Origin of the sequence: Maricaulis parjimensis, assembly GCF_016817355.1 — a bacterium.
In the GTDB taxonomy this organism is placed as follows: Bacteria; Pseudomonadota; Alphaproteobacteria; order Caulobacterales; family Maricaulaceae; genus Maricaulis; species Maricaulis parjimensis.
In genome coordinates this window covers 1-17,539 of record NZ_JADOTT010000006.1, presented here as the reverse complement: position 1 = coordinate 17,539, position 17,539 = coordinate 1, and the positions used below count along the sequence as shown (strand labels likewise).

The following is a 17,539-nucleotide window of genomic DNA, read 5'->3' as shown; positions in this document are numbered from 1 at the left end:
CGCCGTTTTTCTTTGTGCCGGTCTGGGGCCAGTGGGGATCAAGCCAGCCGGGCGAGGCCGGGATCAGTCTCAAGCCGGGCCTTGCGGTAGTCGCGCGGTGTCTGGCCGGTCATCTCCTTGAAGGCCCGGTTGAACGGGCCGAGTGAGGCAAATCCGCTATCCAGGGCAATGTTCAGCACCGGCTCTTTGACCAGGGAAGGGTCCGCCAGCAGGCCCTTGGCGTGTTCAACCCGCCAGCCATTGACGTAGCGATTGAAATTCGGCGCTTCCAGACCGGCCGTGATGGCGCGGGAGATTTTGTAGTCCGGCTCGCGCAGGCGACGCGCCAGGCCTGCGACTTTGAAGTCCGGGTCCAGGTAGGGCGCGTCCTGCTCCATCAGGGCGCGGATGCGCCGGGCCATTTCGCGGGCTTCCTCCCGGGCCTCGTCTGCCAGGACGGGACGTGAAGTCGGCGTTTCGACGGGCAGCGGATGGCGTTCACGATAGCGCACGGCGACGCTGGTCACGGCCAGGATCGCCAAGGCGCAGATCGCCTGGATGGCGGCCATCAGATCAGCGGGCAGATTAGCGCTTCCATGATCTAGCACCATCACGCAAGTGGATACGCACAGGCCGAAGGTCGCCAGGAACAGGCCGCGCAGGCGTTTTTCATTGGCGGGCAGGGCAGGTGACCAGCCGCGCACGCCTTCCCAGAAGGACAGGACCAGAACCGTCGAGCTGAGCAGGGTCTGGCCGTGGCTCAGGCTTTCGAACAGCTGGGCCTGTGCGGCGGCCCCCAGAACGGTATCGGCCTGGATGGCCAGCAGGAATTGCTTGATCACGGTGGGGGCAAAAATGCCACCGACCAAAAGGAGCTGGGGCCAGCCCACTGCCGCATTCGGTCGGAAAAGCGCGCGTGAAACCAGCCAGAACAGGCTGCAGCTGGCACAGCTGGCGATGATCAGGGCCGGGCCCATCACGCCCAGCTGGGCCGGTGTGAAAACCTCGCGCAGCATGACGGCGGCCAAGCCACCACAAAAAATCGCCCAGACGATATGCAGGGTCTGACGCTTGGGCATCATCACGATGCCGAGGATCCAGGTCAGGGCCACAGCCGCGACGCCGAGTTTGATGGCCAGCACGAAATCCAGCATGGACGGCCTCCTTTTCACCGCTCTCTTTGCCTGAATTCCGGTCGATTTCCAAATCGGCAGGACCGGTTTTCGCGCTTTCTGGCAGGGGAATGTTGCGGTCGGCATCCCCGTTCTAGCGCCGGCCAAAAATGAGGAGTGAAACATGTCTGACGCGTCTGCCCCGACAGCCGCCCGTTCGCCGGTCCCGCCAGCCGGCCTGTCCCTGTCGCGAACCCTCTTGTCCGCTTCGGCCAAGCTCTGGTTCCTGGCGGCCGCCACCGGCCAGTGGATGTTCGTCTATTACATCACGTTGGCCTATCTCCCGGTGACCGTGGCCGGTGACTATGCCAGTTGGGACGATACGGGCCTGATGGAGGGCTACACCCAAGGCGATGCTTGGGGGAATCTGGCCTTCATCAGCCATGTTCTGCTCGCTGCGGTGATCACCGCGGGTGGCTTGCTGCAGCTGACACCAGCCCTGCGCAAACGCTTTCCGGCGCTCCACCGCTGGACCGGCCGCACCTATATGCTGATCGCCGTCTTCATGGCGCTGGGCGGGATCGGTCTGATCTGGATTCGTGGCACGCGCGTGAATGATGTCGCGGCGTTGGGCACCACAATGGATGCCATCCTGATCCTCGTCGCGGCAGGTTTTGCCCTGCGCCATGCCATGGCGCGCCAGATCAATTCCCACCGGCGCTGGGCGATGCGTCTCTTCATCTTTGTCAGCGGCGTCTGGTTCACCCGGATCGGCTATATGGGCTGGGCCATGCTGACCGGGGGCGCCGGCATGTCACGGGACCTGACGGGCTGGTTTGACAGCTTCATCGCCTGGGGAAGCTTCCTCATTCCCTGGATCCTGCTTGAGCTCTACATGCGCGCCCAGGACAGCCGGTCCAGCGCTGTGAAGTTCGCCATGTCAGGCGTGGTCCTGCTGGCCGCAGCCTTCACGGCTCTGGGCGTCTTCGGGGCCTGGATGATGATGTGGAGCCCGCATATCTAGTCGGTGTCCGGCCGGGCCTGCTCCTGGGACGGACGCGTCCAAGGGCGGCCCGGCGTGTCCCCGGGGTAGAAGGCTTCAGCCTGCTCTTCGGTTAGGGCCAGCGCGGCTTCAAGTGCGCGGTCCCGGCCGGCGATCAGATCCGCCAGATTTTCTTCAACCGGAATGTCCGGTGCCACAAAATGCCGGTTATCGCTGGTGTCTGTTCCGTAATAGGCCTCACTGGCCACTTCGGCCCAAAGGCCTGAATGTGCGAGCGTTTCGCCGCTATGCCCGATGAAGAGATTGGGGCGACCTCCGGTCGGCTGTCCGATCACGACCGGCCGTGTCGCGATTTCCATCGCCCCGGCGAACACGCTGCCGGCTGAAATGGTTTCGGGCCCGGTCAGCACGACGACACTGCCGCGGCGGCAGCACACGCCTGTGGACTGGGTCAGAAAGGCCATCGGCAGGGAGCGGCTGATCCAGCCGCCCAGATTATAGCGCAGGTCCAGGATGATCCGCTCGGGCGTGTTTTGACGCTGCCGCAGCTCCTGGAACAGGTCGAGCGTGAAGTCGATGAAGCGGGTCCCGTCGGCCCGGTCCGAAGTCGTATTGACCTGGATGTAGAGGATGTTGCCACCGGCCAGGTCGGTCGCCCAGAAATTCTCTTCCAAGCGGCTCCGGGAGAGGGGCGTGGGAGAGGCCGCCAGATCGTCAAGCGTGCGCCAGTCTTCGGGCCAGTAATAGGCTTGGCTGCGACCACTGCGCAGGACGGTGTCGACCGGCTCTTCGCGTTCATGGTCCAGGGCAAGCTGGCGGCGCTCGCCATCCGGCATGCGCAGGCGCAGCGGCGTTACGCCCTCTTCATTCTGCCAGCCGAAATACCGGTGGGCGGCCGGGTTCATCAGCCATTGCTCAGCCGCCCAGCTGCGACGACGCAGTGGATTGTCGGAAAAGGCGTAATCCTCGATCCGGTCCAGCTCGGCCGCCATTGGCCGTCCATTGATGGTCTCGATGCAGCCGCCGACCCAGTCCCGATAGGGATCATCGGCCGCCGTGATGCAAACGCCATCGGCCAGAAGGCGAAAGCGCAGCGGATAGCTGGTTTCAAAACCGGGCGTATCGGCTTCCGGATAGATCTGGACATGCGTGTCCATCGCCAGGGACATCAGCCCGGCCAGGTCGAAATACTGGCGCTCATGGGTGATCTCACCGGTCCGGGAAAGCAGCGTGTCGCGATGGTCTTCCCAGTCCGCCTCGCTGGTATACCAGAGCGGATCGGGGTGTTCCGTCATGATCCGGGTGTAGACGCGCTCCACCTCCTCGCGGGCTTCCTGCTCACTCAGCGGTTCAGCCTCATCCGCCTGGGCCGGTAGGGTGACTGCGAGCATCAGGCATGCGGCTTGGAACAATTTCATCAGGATATCTCCCCGTGTCGTAGCCAGGACTTTGAGGGCGCGCGTCTGAGGGGAAAGTTTGCGCGAGGTGAAGAATTGGTAGGACGTTCTTGCGGATGCCCGTGAGGGTATGCCTGACATTCTTTCTGGATCGGCCTTGTTCCCGGAGGCGGTTCACGTCACCTGTCAGAGCATGACGGCGCCACTCGAGATTCTCCACGATGTTTTCGGATTTCCCGGTTTCCGGCCGGGCCAGGAAGGCATTGTCGCCAATATTCTGGAAGGGTATCCGACCCTGTGCGTGATGCCGACCGGCGCGGGCAAATCCCTGTGCTACCAGGTGCCAGCCCTCCTGCTCGATGGCCCCACCATCGTGGTCTCGCCGCTTACCGCCCTGATGGATGACCAGGTCGCCGGGCTGAAGGCCAATGGTGTGGAGGCTGCGGCCATCCACTCCGGCCGCTCGAGGGAGGAGAATGTCGCGGACTGGCGGCGTTTCGAGGCGGGCGAGATCCGGCTGCTTTATCTTTCGCCGGAACGTCTGATGACACCGCGCATGCTCGCAGCCCTGCAGCGCATCTCCCCTGCGCTCTTCGTGGTTGATGAGGCGCACTGCATCTCCAAATGGGGCGCCGCCTTTCGTCCGGAATACGAGCAATTGAGTGCGCTTCGGGATCACTTCCCCCAAGCCCGCCTGGCCGCCTTCACGGCGACGGCCGATACCGCCACGCGTGAGGATATCGCCCGCAAGCTCTTCGGCGGGGGCGGGGAGATCGTGGTGCACGGGTTTGACCGTCCCAATCTCTCCCTCGCGGTGATGCCGCGCGAGAAGGGCGTGGAGCAAATGCTCGCCTTCCTGCAGGACCGCCGGGACGTGTCCGGGATCATCTATTGCCTGTCCCGCAAATCAACCGAGGAAACCGCGCAGCGGCTTGTCGATGCCGGCTATCGGGCCTTGCCCTATCATGCAGGCCTGGCGCCGGAGAGGCGCCGCGAGCACCAGGAAATCTTCATGGCGGAACCCGCCGTGATCATGGTGGCGACGATCGCTTTCGGCATGGGGATCGACAAACCGGACATCCGCTATGTCCTTCATCTCGACCTGCCAGCCTCGATGGAGGCCTATTATCAGGAGATCGGCCGGGCCGGCCGCGATGGCGGGGCGGCCGAGGCGCTGATGCTCTACGGCCTGTCGGATGCCCGCATGCGCCGGCAATTCATCGAACAGGATGGCGAGGATCTCGACCACAAGCGGCGTGAGCACAAACGCCTGGATGCCTTGCTGGCCTATTGCGAAGCCACGCGCTGCCGCCGCCAGGTCCTGCTGGCCTATTTCGGTGAGGAGCGCGAGGAAGCCTGCGGCAATTGCGATATCTGCCTCGATCCGCCCAAGCTGGTCGATGCGACGCGCGAGGCACAAATGCTGATGTCGGCCGTCGCCCGCACAGGCCAGCGTTTCGGGACGGCGCATATCATCGACATCGTTCGTGGCGCGGATACCGAAAAAATCCGCGAGCGCGGTCATGACACCCTGCCCACTTATGGAGTGGGTGCGGGGCGCCCCAAACCCTTCTGGCAGAGCCTGGTCCGGCAATGCCTGGCCGGCGGCCAGCTGATTCTGGACATCGAGGGATTTGGCGCGCTGCAGCTGACCGAACAGGGCGAAGCGGTTCTTGCCGGCAAAGCGAGGGTGGAAACCCGTGAATATGTCGCGCGCAAATCTTCCTCCGGTCCGCGGCGCGCGGTCCAGGTCTTGCCGGATGATGTCGATGCCGACCTGCTGGGGCGGCTGAAAGCCTTACGGCGCGACCTTGCGGCGGCCAAGGGCGTTCCGGCCTATGTCGTCTTCCCGGATGCCACCCTGATGGAAATGGCGGCACTGAAGCCTGCAGATCTGGTGCAGATGGGCGAGGTGAAGGGTGTCGGCCCGAAGAAACTGTCCGATTATGGCGAGGCGTTTCTCGAAATCATCCAGGGCAGCGCGCCGGCAGAGGGATGACGCGCACGGCAGACTCATGGCGTTCTGGCATGGGAACAGCTGGAAGGGTCGGTCATGTCAGGACGGATGGACGGAATGCACCGCGTTCTGATCGGTCTGGTCGTGATCCAGGTCCTTTACGGCCTGTTCTGGGCCCTGCATGACATTTCCGCCCGGCTGGGCCTCTGGCCGGACAAGCTTCAAGCCATTGAATTCGTCAACTCACTCGGCCTGGTTCAGGAAATCCTGTTCTTTTCCCACGTCGTGATGAATGGCGTGACCCTGATGCTGGTCCTGCTGCGTTGGCGGCTCGCCCTGCCAGTCTTCATTCTATCCTTCATTCTGGACCGGGGAGAATGGATTCTGATGTCCGGCAATGCCCTGTTTGCCAACATGGTTGCCGTGGATGCCTGGGCGCTGTTTTCCTTCACCCTGCAGGGCGCCATCTTCGCGCTCCTGCTCATTCTCAGCTTCGACGGTTCCCTGGGACCGCGCCCGGTCCGTCCGATCCAGCTCTAGGGCATCTCGATCGCCGCGGCGATCTTCTCGGCCTGCGCTTTCAGCTCATCCATGTCCGCCTGTCCGCCGCCATGGGCGCCCAGCGCCTGGCCTTCCATGCGCGGAATGATGTGGAAATGGACGTGGAAAATCGTCTGACCCGCCGGAGCACCATTGAACTGGGTGATGACAATCCCGTCCGGCTTGAGGGCGGTTTTGACGGCATTGCCGATCCGCTTGACCCGCACGATCGTCGCCTGCAGCGCCCCGTCGGTCATCTCCAGCGCATTGCGGACCGGCTCCCGGGGCACGACCAGCGTGTGACCGGGCGCCTGCGGGAAGATGTCCATGAAGGAAATGACGTGCTCGTCCTCATAGACTTTCACGCACGGCATCTCGCCCTTCAGGATTTTCGCGAAGATGTTTTCGGGATCATAGTCGCCGTACAGGCTCATTGCGGTGTCCTCGTTGATCGCTCTGTCGGTATGGAAGGCCGAGCCGGTCCGGGATGCAAGGCTTCTGGCTGAAGAAGCGGACGGGGATAGGCCTTCAATGCCGTCACTCGTGCCTGAACGGGCTTTCCTCATCGAGGAAAGCAATGTCCGATTCCACTGCCGGGCGCTCGCGGTTCAGGTATTCGGCAACCGCGTCCCGGAAGCCCTCATTGGCGATGAAATGTGCCGAGCGGACGGCTGTTGGCCGATAGCCGCGCGCCAGTTTGTGATCGCCCTGGGCCCCGGCCTCGACCCGGTCCAGACCGCGCTCGATCGCAATGTCGATGGCCTGGTGATAGCAGAGTTCGAAATGCAGGAAGGGATGGTCCTCCAGACGCCCCCAATACCGGCCGTACAGTGCATCCGACCCCACCAGATTGAGGGCGGAGGCGATATAGCGGCCCTCCTTCTTGGCCATGACCAGAATGACCTGGTCCGCCATGCGCTGGTGCAGGAGGTCAAAGAAGGCCCGGTTGAGATAGGGAAAACCCCATTTGCGTGACCCGGTCTCCTGATAACAGGCAAAGAAGACGTCCCAGTGCCCCGGCTGGAGGTCTGCACCACTCAGCCGCTCGATCTCGATTCCCTCCTGGGCGGTGCGCCGTTCCTTGCGCAAGCCCTTGCGCTTGCGGGATGAGAGGTCGCCGAGGAAGTCGTCATAGCTTCCATATCCCCGGTTCGACCAGATGAATTGCCGGTCGATCCGCTGCAACAGCCCCATATCGCCCAAATCCTGTGCATCTTGCAGGGCGGGAAAGGTGATGTGCCAGCTGGAGGCCTGGTTGCGGCGGGTGAGATCAACGGCGCCCATGATCAGAGCCTGGCGCAGGGCCGGTGTCGGCGCGAGAAGGCGCCGGCCGGTCACCGGCGTGAAGGGCACGGCTGTCAGGAATTTGGGATAATACTGCCCGCCGGCCCGTTCATAGGCGTCCGCCCAGCCCTGGTCGAACACGTATTCACCCATGGAATGGGACTTGATGTAGAAGGGCATCACGCCCAGCAAATCGCCATTCCCGTTTTCCAGCAGCAAATGACGCGGTGACCAGCCGGTCTCGTCGGACACGCTGCCGCTGGCTTCCAGGGCTTCCAGAAAGTCCCAGCTCAGGAAGGGGTCGTAGGCTTCGCCGGGCGGATTGGCGAGCCGGTCCCAGTCCTCGCGTGACACCTCGGCCAGACCCGTCGTCGCGCGCAGGCTCAGTGTCTCGTCCGGGGAACGATCATCATCTGCGGGCATGCCGGTATCCCGTCAATTGCGGCGCTGCTGGCGGCGCATCTCCCGCAATTCCGCCTCGGTCGGCTGTGATATGGCCTGGATCTCCGTGGCGCGGAACCAGGGAGTGGACCCCTGTTCCAGGCCTTCGCGGGCGCGGGCGGCAAACTGGTTGGCCCGCATGCGTTGTCCGGAGGCAAAGGCCTGTTCGGCGATGGCCAGCTGGGCGAGGGAGGTCTCCCCATTTCGCTCATGAATGATGGAGAGCTGATACCAGCCGAACCCATTATCAGGCTCGATATCCAGAGCGACGCGCAAATGCTGGGCGGCTTCATCGAGATAGGCGGGGTTTTCCGTCGCAATCATGGCGATCGCCAGATTGATCCGGAGCAGCGGTGCTGTCGGCTCCAATTCCACCGAACGACGGTGCGGTGCGATGGCGTCTTCGGCATGACCGCTTTCGAACAGCATCTGGCCGTGCAATTCGTGGAAATACGGGTTGTCAGGTTCTTCCGCGAGCAGGCTGTTGATCTCTTCAAGGGCCCGGTCGAGGCGGGCCTCGTGATAATAGGCCACGGCCCGGGCATAACGGGCGGGCAGGGAGGTATCGCTCTCTGGATAGCGGAAGAAGACGTATTCCGGATCCACCAGGAAGCCGTAGATCTTGGCCTGGATGCGCCGCAGATAGGCGATCTCTTCCGGCGTATCGACATTGTTCACCGAGGGCGCATTCGCAGCGCGGTCCCGCAGATAGGAGATCCGTTCCGAGGACAGCGGGTGCGACCGGAAATAGGGGAAGCGGCGCGCCTGCGACATGACTTCCTGGTAGCGGAAGCGTTCGAAGAATTCGACGAGGCCCGTGGCCGGCTCACCGGCGGCTTCCAGGAATTGCAGACCGGCCTGGTCGGCGGAGGCTTCCTGGGCCCGGCTATAGGTGAGGAAGGAGAGGGCGCCGAATTGCTGGCTGGACGCCATCAGGGCACCAGCCGCACCGCCTTCACCGGCCAGCGCTGCCAGAACACCCAAACCCAGTGAGATGAACATGGGGGCTTGGGCATTGCGCATGGCGTCGCCGGAGCGGGCCAGGTGGGCGCCGGTGATATGACCGGTTTCGTGCGCAATCACGCCTCTGAGCTGGTTGGGCGTGTCGGCTTCCACGATGATGCCGGTATGGAGAAAGATGTTCTGTCCGCCGGTGACGAAGGCATTCAGGGAATTGTCGGCGACGATATACAGATCAACATCGGCAACCTGCAGTCCGGCAGCCTCGATGATCGGGTCGGCGTAATCGTGCAGCATGTGCTCGATTTCCGTATCCCGGATCAGCGACTGACCCCAACTCGGTGCCGAGCTGGCCACAGCTAGGCTGGTGGCCGCGGCGATGGCTTTCAGGAATGACATCCTGCCTCCACGTCTTGCCCCCGCCCGGTCATGATAACAGCGGTTCCCCAACACGCCAGCTCACGAAATGGCGACCGGACCGCCCCCATGCAAGGGGCGGTCCGGCAGTCTGTCTTAATTGCCGCCGAACAGGCCGGTGCGGTTCCACCAGCCGCGGCGTTTCGGCCGGCCGTCATCGTCGCCGGCACCGGCCGTTTCCGTTTCACGGTCCTCGGCAGGCGTTTCCGTCGCTTCGGCCGGTGTTTCTTCCGCGGCGGCCTCAACCGGAGCCTCAGCCGGCGTTTCCGCCGGAGCTTCGGCCGGAGCTTCGGCATCGGCCTTGGGCTCTTCCTTCTTGCGGCGCGTGCGGCGCTTCGGCTTGGGCTTTTCTTCCGCTTCAGCTTCGGCAACCGGTTCGGCTTCGGTCTTGGCTTCGGCCTCTACCGTTTCAGCGGCCGGCTCGGCCTCCGCCTTCTTGCGCGGACGGCGGGTCCGGCGTTTCGGCTTTTCGTCCTCGGCAGCGGTTTCGGCCGGGGCTTCAGCCTCTGCAGCCGGAGCCTCGTCCGTCTTCGCTTCGGCTTCAGCTTCAACGTCGGCCTTCTTGCGACGGGTGCGGCGCTTCGGCTTCGGCTTTTCTTCCGCTTCGGCCTCTACGGCCGGTTCGGCATCAGCCGCAGGTTCGACGGCCGGAGCATCGGCCTTGGCCTCGACCGGTTCGGCGCCGGCTTCGGCGGTGTCCTCACCGGACTCTTCGCCCGTATCCTCATTGCCCGTTTCGGCCTGGTTCTCATTGCGGCGGCGGCCACGGCCACCCCGGCGGCCGCGACGGCGGCGGCGACGCGGCTGGTCTTCGCCGTCTTCACTGCTCTCGTCGGAGGCCTCGGCGCTGTCACCGGATTCCTCATCATCGACCGAGATCACGTCCATGGAAGCCGGAGCGTCCTCGGAGCCACCCGATTTGCGGCGGCGGCGACGGCGGCGGCGACGGCCCGTGCCTTCGCGCGGTTCGTCGTCCTCACTGGCCGTGGTCTCATCCTCGTCCGGAATGGAGATTTCCTCGATCGATTCCACGGAGAGCGGTGCGATCTGGAGTTCTTCACCCGGCTCGCGGCTTTCCAGGGCCTCGATGGTGAATTCGGGTGCCAGGATGCTGTCATCGGCGGCCACGATGATGCGCATCGAGAAGCGTTCCTCGATTTGCATCAGATGGTCGCGCTTGTCGTTCAACAGGTAGATGGCGACATCGGTCGGCACCGAGATGCGCACGCGCTTGGACTTGCCGCGCGTGCCTTCGCGTTCCAGGCCGCGCAGGGCGACCAGGGCGCTGGACTCGGTGGAGCGCAGATGTCCCGTGCCCCGGCAGGTCGGGCAGGGCGTGGTTGAGCCTTCCAGCAGGCTGGTACGGCGGCGCTGGCGCGAGATTTCCATCAGGCCGAACTGGGAGATGCGGCCCATTTGCAGGCGGGCCCGGTCGCGCTTGAGCACGTCCTTCATCTTCTTTTCGACGGCGCGGTTATTCTTGTTCTCGTCCATGTCGATGAAATCGATCACGACGAGACCGGCCAGGTCGCGCAGGCGCATCTGGCGCGCCGCTTCCGCAGCGGCTTCCAGATTGGTGCGCAGGGCGGTGGCTTCGATATTGCGCTCACGCGTGGCCCGGCCCGAGTTCACGTCGATGGAGACGAGGGCTTCGGTCGGGTTGATCACCAGATAACCGCCGGATTTCAGCGGCGCGATCGGCGAATAGATGGCTTCCAGCTGGGCCTCGACCTGGAAACGCAGGAAGAGCGGCACGGTTTCCTTGTAGTGCTGCACCTTCTTGGCGTGTGAAGGCATCAGCATCTTCATGAAGGCCTTGGCCTCCTTGTAGGCCTCTTCGCCTTCCACCAGGACGCTGTCGATCTCCTTGTCATAGAGATCGCGGATCACCCGCTTCACCAGATTGCCTTCCTCATAGATCAGTGAGGGGGCCACGGATTTCAGCGTCAGCGCGCGGATATTCTCCCACAGGCGCAGGAGGTAATCGGCATCGCGCTTGATTTCGGTCTTGGTGCGGCTGGCACCCGCGGTGCGGATGATCAGGCCGACGCCCTTGGGCAGTTCCAGCTCGTTGACCACGCCTTTCAGGCGCTTGCGGTCGGAGGCGTTGGAGATCTTGCGGGAAATCCCGCCACCGCGCGGCGTGTTCGGCATCAGCACGCAATAGCGGCCGGCCAGGGAGAGATAGGTGGTCAGGGCTGCACCCTTGTTTCCACGTTCTTCCTTGGCGACCTGGACCAGAAGGATCTGGCGGCGCTTGATGACTTCCTGGATCTTGTACTTGCGGTACAGCTGACGGCGGCGGCGCGCAGCCTGCGCGTCATCCATGTCGTCTTCACTGTCATCACCGATGGTTTCCGGCGCTTCGGGCGCCTCTTCACCGTCAGCCGCAGCCGTATCGGCCGCGTCGGCATTCGCCTCTGCGGCGTCCTCGCTCTCAGCGACGTCGTCCTCGGCATCCTCCTGCACAGCCGAGGCTTCTTCCTCGGCGAGGGCCATGCGGTCCTCATAGGGGATCTGGTAGTAGTCGGGATGGATTTCGTTGAAGGCCAGGAAGCCGTGACGATTCCCGCCATACTCAACGAAAGCGGCCTGCAGCGACGGCTCTACGCGCGTGACCTTGGCCAGATAGATATTTCCGCGGATGGGACGGCGGGCTTCCGCCTCGAAATCGAAATCCTCAACTTTGGAACCGTCGACGACGACGACGCGGGTCTCTTCGCGATGACCGGCGTCGATCAACATTTTCTTGGACATTAAAAGTCTCTCCTGCGCACGCCTGCAGGATGGACCGGCCCCGAATTGTGGAGCGGACGATCTGCGGCGGCGGGGGGGCTGTCGCCGGGGAGCTGCCTGCCGTCTCGTGACGTGATGTCATAGGACTGTGCATCAGGCGCTCCTCGCGCATCAGCGTTTACCATGTGCGCCTCCCGGCCTTGTTCAGGGCGTCGGGCGCGGCGATCGGGGCTTGGGCACCAAAGAAATCAGTACCGAAGCGGCGATAGTGAAACCGGCGGGATGGCTATCCGGCCGGGGGCCCTGGGACGCGGCCAGCCGTCATGCGGCTGCGGTTTCGCCAAGGTCTTGGCAACATGCATCATTCCGTCGGCTATGAAAAGTGTCTCTCGCGGTTGGGTGGTTGCGTTGCATTTCGCACTGGTGCATCAACCAAACGTCAAGGTCCGCACGTTAGGGTGACTGAAAAGCCGTAGACAGAATCGCTACGGCATAGATGGTGTGGCTATGCGTATCAGAACGATCATGACGGCGGTGATGGGGGCTGTTCTTGCCTGTGGGGCAGGGATGGCAGACCAGGAAGTGCGCGATGTCCGCTTCGGTGTGGACGGCGAGCGCACACGTGTCGTGATCGAAACCGCTGAAGCGGTCGACTTCCGCGCTTTCACCCTCGATGGAATTTCCGATCGCCTCGTGGTCGACCTGCCGAACATGGATTGGTCCGTGCGCGGGCTGGAAGCCGGCGAGGGCGTGGGCCACGGTCTCGTCGACGGTTTCCGGTTCTTCTCGAACTCCACGGCATCCTCGCGCGTGGTGTTCGAGCTCGAGCATCCGGCCGTTATCGTCAGCCAGTTCGCCCTCGATCCGGCGTCGCCGGGTGGCAATCACCGTCTCGTCATCGATGTGGAACGCTCCACCGAAGCCAGTTTCCAGACGGCCTCCGGTTTCAGCCATACCTCCGCGGGCAGCCTTGATTCCCTGATCATGGAACGCGTGGAAGCGGTCTATGTGCCGCCGGCCCGCGAACGCCGTGTCATTGTTGTGGATGCCGGTCATGGCGGCCGTGACCCCGGCACCATTGGCGGGCAGGGCACGCATGAGAGCGATGTGACGCTGGAAGCTGCGCGTGAACTGCGCCGTCAGCTGGAAGCCACGGGCCGTTATGAAGTCCTGCTGACCCGCGACCGCGACATCTACCCGTCCTGGGAAGAGCGCGTGGGTGTGATGGCCGATTCGCGCGCTGACCTGTTCATCTCGCTGCATGCGGATTCCTCGCCGAACGGTTCGACCCGCGGTGCGGCTGTCTACACGCTCAATGATCGCGCCGAAGACCGCGCGCGCCAGCGCGGCCGGCAGAATAATGACCGGACCCAACTGGCCGAGGTGAACCACATCCTGCTGGAGCTGGAACTGCGCGAGAAGCGCAACCAGTCCTCCGCCTTTGCCGAGGTTCTGCTGGAACACCTGTCCAGCGCCGGCCCGCTTCTGCCCAACCCGCACCGCCAGGCGAACCTGTTCGTCCTGCTGGATCCGCGTGTCCCGGCTGTCCTGGTCGAGATGGGCTTCCTGACCAACCGGACCGATGAGAATAATCTCACTTCAGCCGCGGCGCGCCGCCGCCAGATGGCATCTGTCGTCTCCGGTATCGACGACTACTTCGCCAATCGCGGCGATGATGATTTCGCCGATAGCGACCAGATTGCACTTCCGGCACGCTGAATCGCTTTAATCTCGAACCCGCTGCGGCCATAATGCCGCCTCGGTGTCATGCTCCTGGGTTATGTCTGTCCAGCGGGTAGAGCGGCCAGAGGGCACAAGGCGTAATGAAGATCTTCACTTTGCGTAACATGATGCGTACCGCGCTGTGGGGCGGTATCGCCGCCGCCGTGCTGGGCGTCATCGGTTTCATTGCAGCGGCCGTCTATGTCGTGCGCGTCACTGCGGACCTGCCCAATCACCAGCAATTGGCGGAATATCAGCCGCCGGTGATGAGCCGGGTGCATGCCGGTGACGGCCTGCTGATCGCCGAATATGCCCGCGAACACCGCGTCTTCGTGCCGATCGACAATATTCCGCAAAATGTCGTCCATGCCTTCATCTCGGCCGAGGACAAGAATTTCTATGAGCATGGCGGGCTGGATTTCCGCGGCATCATCCGTGCGGCCCTGTCCAATGTCTCCAACGTGCTCAATGGCCGCCGCCTGGAAGGCGCCTCCACGATCACGCAACAGGTCGCCAAGAATTTCCTGCTCTCCTCGGAACAGCGGATCGAGCGCAAAGTGCAGGAAATGGTGCTGTCCCGCCGGATCGAGCGGGCTTTCACCAAGGACCAGATCCTCGAGCTCTATCTCAATGAAATCTATCTGGGCAATCGCGCCTATGGCGTGGCCGCGGCGGCGCTGAACTATTTCGGCAAATCCCTGGACGAGCTGGAATTGCACGAGATCGCCTATCTCGCCGCTCTGCCGAAGGGCCCGGCCAATTATCATCCCGAACGCCATCACGCTGCCGCCATCGAGCGCCGCAACTGGGTGCTCTCGCGGATGGCCGAGAATGGCTATATCTCCGCCGAAGCCGCCGAAGAGGCCCAGGCCCAGCCGTTGGAAGTCGTCGACCGCCTGTCCGGCGCCACCTATACGGCCGCCGAATATTTCGTCGAGAATGTCCGCCGCCAGGTCTTCTCCATGTATGGCGATGACGAGCTGTATGATGGCGGCCTCTCCATCCGCACCACGCTCGACACCAATATGCAGCTGGCTGCCCGCCGCGCCCTGCGTGATGGTCTGGAAGCCTATGACCGCCGCCATGGTTTCCGCGGCGCCCTGGCCACGATCGAACTGGGTGAGGGCTGGGATGAACGTCTCGCCGAAGTGGAAATCCCGCGCGATCTGGATGAGGGCTGGATTCCGGCCGTCGTTCTGGAGACCACGGCCTCTGCAGCCCGGATTGGCCTGCTGAACGGTCATGAGGGCGAGATTCCGATGTCGGCCCTGGAATGGGCCCGCGAAACCCTGCCGGATGGTGAACTGGGCGATCTCGTCCGTCGCCCGTCCGACGCGCTGAGCGCCGGGGATGTCATTCTGGTCGCCTCGATTGCCGACCAGGAGGATTACGGCGAGGGCCAGTACGGCCTGCGTCAGGTGCCTGAAATCAATGGCGGTATTCTCGCCATGGACCCGCACACCGGCCGCGTCCTGGCCATGGTGGGCGGTTATTCCTTCCAGCACAGTCAGTTCAACCGGGCCACCCAGGCCCGCCGCCAGCCGGGCTCCTCCTTCAAACCCTTCGTCTACGCGGCCGCTCTGGACAATGGCTATACGCCGGCCAGCCTGATCCTGGACGCGCCATTCGTGGCCTCCGGCGGCGCGGATGAGCGCTTCTACATGCCGTCCAACTATTCGGAACGCTATTACGGCATGTCGACCCTGCGCCTGGGTCTGGAATTGTCCCGGAATGTGATGACCGTGCGTCTCGCCCAGGAAATGGGCATGGCGCCGATTGCCGAATATGGCGAGCGCTTCGGCATTTATGACGATATGGAACCCGTTCTGGCGATGGCGCTGGGTGCCGGGGAAACCACGCTGGACCGTCTGGTGACCGCCTATGCGGCTTTGATCAATGGCGGCCGCCAGGTCCAGCCGACCATTCTGGACCGTGTCCAGGACCGCACCGGCGCGACGATCTACGCCCATGAAGTTCTGCCCTGCGATACGTGTGATGAGGCCGAATGGGACCCCTCCCTGCTCGAACCGCTCTTCCCGGAAATGCGTGAGGAAATCGTCGATCCGGTGACCGCGTATCAGGTCGTCCACATGCTGGAAGGTGCGGTTCAGCGCGGTACCGGTACGGCACTGCGTCCGCTGGGCCGTCCGCTCGGCGGCAAGACCGGCACGACGAATGATTTCCGCGATGCCTGGTTTGTCGGCTTCGGCCCGGACCTCGTGGTCGGCGTCTATGTCGGTTTCGACACGCCCTACCAGCTTGGGCCGGGCGAGGCCGGGGGGCGGGTGGCGGCTCCGATCGCCCGCGATTTCCTGGCGGTTGCTCTGGAAAATTATCCGGTCGCGCCCTTCCGTGTGCCCGAAGGCGTGCGCCTTGTGCCGATCGACCGTCAGTCCGGTGAGCCGGGCGCGCTGGGTCAGCCGGGTGTGCTCCTCGAAGCCTTCCGCCCGGGGACGGAACCATCCCGCGAGACCGAAGAAGAAGAGAGCGGCCTGTCCTTTGCCCGCTCCTCCGTCAGCGATGATCCGCTCGCCGTCCTGCTCTCCGAAGAGGGCGATGGCGAGGAGGAAGAGGAAGACGAGGATGACGGGCTGGGCGGTCTGTACTGACCCATCTGCCCTGACCATCTTGTCTTGCTGCGGGCGCGGTTATAATCCCTGCTGTCCTGTTCCGGCAGTTCTGCCGATTCATCCGAATGAAGAGTGAGGTGCCACGCCATGCGCGCTGACATCCAGACCCTGTCCGACGAAATCCAGCAGGCAGTTGGCCTGCTGAGGAGGCGTCTTTGACTGGGATACTGCCCAGAAACGCCTTGATGAGCTGAACGCTCAGTCCGAAGCGCCCGACTTCTGGAATGACCCCCAGAAAGCCCAAGCCCTGATGCGCGAGCGCAATCGCATCGACAATGCGATGACGACGATTCGCGAAGCGGAGACCGAGCTCTCCGACACGGTCGAGATTGTCGAACTCGCCGAGATGGAAGGCGATGAGGAAATGGTCGAGGAGGCCATTGCCGGCCTCAACCGTCTCGCCGAACGCATGCGCCGCGCCCAGTTGGAAGCCCTGCTTTCCGGTGAAGCTGACGGCAATGACGCCTTCGTGGAAATCCACTCCGGTGCCGGTGGCACGGAGAGCCAGGACTGGGCGGCCATGCTGGCGCGCATGTATTCCCGCTGGGCCAATGCCCATGGCTACAAGGTGGAGATCATGGAAGAGCAGGCGGGCGAGGAAGCCGGCCTGAAATCCACGACCCTTCTGGTCAAGGGCGAGAATGCCTATGGCTGGCTGAAGACGGAGAGCGGCGTGCATCGTCTGGTGCGCATTTCGCCCTTCGACAGCGCGGCCCGCCGCCACACCAGTTTCACCTCGGTTGGGGTCTTCCCGTCCATCGATGATGCCATCGAGGTGGAGATCGACGAGTCCAAGGTCCGCACCGACACCTATCGCGCCTCCGGCGCGGGTGGTCAGCACGTCAACAAGACGGACAGTGCTGTCCGCCTGACCTATGACATGCCCGGCCAGGACAAGCCGATCGTGGTCCAGTGCCAGAATGACCGCTCCCAGCACAAGAACCGGTCCCAGGCCTGGGACATGCTGCGGGCGCGCGTCTATGAGGTCGAACTGCAGGCCCGTGAGGCTGCAGCCCAGGCCGAGGCCGATGCCAAGACGGAGATCGGCTGGGGCCACCAGATCCGCTCCTACGTCCTGCAGCCCTACCAGATGGTCAAGGATCTGCGCACCAATGTGGAGACGTCCAATACCGGCGGTGTGCTGGATGGTGATCTGGACGAGTTCATGGCGGCCGCCCTGGCCGCCCGCGTCGGGGGCGAGGACCAGGACGAGGCCTGATCCCGGACCCCGGACATTCCGGCACAAAAAAAGCCGGCGGTGGGCACCTTCTTCACAGCGCTGAACACGCGCAGCATGCCGCTCACATAGTCAAACTCGCGCTGAAGCGCGGTGAACAGACCCATCAATGACCTCCCGATTT

Annotated in this window: 12 protein-coding genes; 6 read left to right on the top strand and 6 right to left on the bottom strand. The window is 63.5% G+C overall.

Annotated elements, in window-relative coordinates; all coding sequences use genetic code 11:
* Nucleotides 1-38: 38 nt before the first annotated feature.
* A complete protein-coding gene (locus tag I0K07_RS11010) occupies nt 39-1,133 on the bottom strand; it encodes a helix-turn-helix domain-containing protein (RefSeq protein WP_203293348.1) in 1,095 nt (364 codons plus the stop codon).
* A 142-nt stretch (nt 1,134-1,275) separates the two neighbouring features.
* Here I0K07_RS11010 and I0K07_RS11005 point away from each other — a divergent pair, with 142 nt between their 5' ends.
* Nucleotides 1,276-2,115: a DUF2306 domain-containing protein gene (locus I0K07_RS11005; RefSeq protein ID WP_203293346.1), complete on the top strand. Its 840-nt coding sequence runs from the start codon at nt 1,276-1,278 to the stop codon at nt 2,113-2,115.
* Here I0K07_RS11005 and I0K07_RS11000 read toward each other — a convergent pair.
* The gene (locus I0K07_RS11000; protein WP_203293344.1) at nt 2,112-3,512 is read right to left on the bottom strand and encodes a S41 family peptidase; all 1,401 of its coding nucleotides are present in this window, start codon (nt 3,510-3,512) and stop codon (nt 2,112-2,114) included. The genes I0K07_RS11005 and I0K07_RS11000 overlap by 4 nt on opposite strands.
* A gap of 172 nt (nt 3,513-3,684) precedes the next feature.
* Between I0K07_RS11000 and recQ the strand changes: the two genes are divergently transcribed.
* Nucleotides 3,685-5,490: a DNA helicase RecQ gene (gene recQ / locus I0K07_RS10995; RefSeq protein ID WP_203293718.1), complete on the top strand. Its 1,806-nt coding sequence runs from the start codon at nt 3,685-3,687 to the stop codon at nt 5,488-5,490.
* 75 nt (nt 5,491-5,565) lie between these two features.
* Nucleotides 5,566-5,988 carry a hypothetical protein gene (locus tag I0K07_RS10990; RefSeq protein WP_203293342.1) on the top strand — a complete coding sequence of 141 codons (423 nt, stop codon included), beginning with the start codon at nt 5,566-5,568 and terminating at the stop codon, nt 5,986-5,988.
* Here I0K07_RS10990 and I0K07_RS10985 read toward each other — a convergent pair.
* From I0K07_RS10985 to I0K07_RS10970, 4 genes are all read right to left on the bottom strand, one after another.
* Nucleotides 5,985-6,422, bottom strand: a complete 438-nt coding sequence (locus tag I0K07_RS10985) for an HIT family protein (protein ID WP_203293340.1) — start codon at nt 6,420-6,422, stop codon at nt 5,985-5,987. The two genes, I0K07_RS10990 and I0K07_RS10985, sit on opposite strands and share 4 nt — an antisense overlap.
* Nucleotides 6,423-6,525: 103 nt before the next feature.
* Entirely contained in the window at nt 6,526-7,695 is a 1,170-nt protein-coding gene (locus I0K07_RS10980) for a GNAT family N-acetyltransferase (RefSeq protein ID WP_203293338.1), read from the bottom strand.
* 12 nt (nt 7,696-7,707) lie between these two features.
* Nucleotides 7,708-9,072 carry a M48 family metalloprotease gene (locus tag I0K07_RS10975; RefSeq protein WP_203293336.1) on the bottom strand — a complete coding sequence of 455 codons (1,365 nt, stop codon included), beginning with the start codon at nt 9,070-9,072 and terminating at the stop codon, nt 7,708-7,710.
* A 114-nt stretch (nt 9,073-9,186) separates the two neighbouring features.
* On the bottom strand, nt 9,187-11,847 hold the full coding sequence (locus I0K07_RS10970; protein WP_203293334.1) for an Rne/Rng family ribonuclease: 2,661 nt from the start codon (nt 11,845-11,847) through the stop codon (nt 9,187-9,189).
* A 486-nt stretch (nt 11,848-12,333) separates the two neighbouring features.
* On the opposite strand from I0K07_RS10970, the gene I0K07_RS10965 reads away from it, so the two are divergent.
* The 3 genes from I0K07_RS10965 (at nt 12,334) to prfB (ending at nt 17,397) form a co-directional block, all read left to right on the top strand.
* Complete coding sequence (locus I0K07_RS10965; RefSeq protein WP_203293332.1) at nt 12,334-13,545, top strand: N-acetylmuramoyl-L-alanine amidase; 1,212 nt, start codon at nt 12,334-12,336, stop codon at nt 13,543-13,545.
* 104 nt (nt 13,546-13,649) lie between these two features.
* Nucleotides 13,650-16,157, top strand: a complete 2,508-nt coding sequence (locus tag I0K07_RS10960; RefSeq protein ID WP_203293330.1) for a penicillin-binding protein 1A — start codon at nt 13,650-13,652, stop codon at nt 16,155-16,157.
* Between the two features lie 108 nt (nt 16,158-16,265).
* Nucleotides 16,266-17,397, top strand: a protein-coding gene (gene prfB, locus I0K07_RS10955) for a peptide chain release factor 2 (protein ID WP_203293328.1) whose coding sequence is annotated in 2 segments (ribosomal slippage) — nt 16,266-16,334 and nt 16,336-17,397 — 1,131 coding nt in all. Because the reading frame shifts where the segments join, the coding sequence is not laid out codon by codon here.
* Nucleotides 17,398-17,539: the final 142 nt, after the last annotated feature.